Source organism: Vibrio sp. 811 (assembly GCF_033339195.1).
In genome coordinates this window covers 1-529 of record NZ_JAWOUB010000902.1, presented here as the reverse complement: position 1 = coordinate 529, position 529 = coordinate 1, and the positions used below count along the sequence as shown (strand labels likewise).

General features: G+C 40.3%; 1 protein-coding gene. It reads right to left on the bottom strand.

The features are described 5' to 3' along the window. Window positions 1-20 precede the first annotated feature (20 nt). Window positions 21-529 (bottom strand): transporter (locus R7Q46_RS30030; protein WP_318078699.1); only part of this gene is annotated, 509 nt, incomplete at its 5' end.

The following is a 529-nucleotide window of genomic DNA, read 5'->3' as shown; positions in this document are numbered from 1 at the left end:
ACGCTATCAGAAATTAAGTATCATAAATTGAACGGTACTCTAACCGTCAATTGAAAGTCAGGAGTATCTTCAGTTAGCCCAGCCTGCGCACTGATATTGATAGACGATCTTTGGCTAAACGCATAATTTATTCCAAAAGTAAGTGCATCTAGTTGAAGCAATTTTGCATCATCTGCTGAGCTTCCATTCACCTTGCTTTTCAAGATAGTTTTATGACTCAGTCCTAATGAGAAGGAAAGATCAGGGTTTACAGCAAATCCCATCCCTCCCGAAAGAGAAATAGTGTCTCCTAGTTCAACATCAGCTTTTGTGTCACCAACCTTAACAGTATCCTCTAAGTTGTAGATGTAACTGATGCTAGCAAACAAAACTGCAGGATCAACAGGATGAATAAGAGACAAATTTGGTTCAAAGCTCCAAAAACCAGAGCCAGTAGGTACATCACTAAATGAGTTGCTACCATCTTCAATGGACACATCATAAGGTGAGCGGCCTGTGTCTGACTTTATTCTCAAACCACCAACCCAGT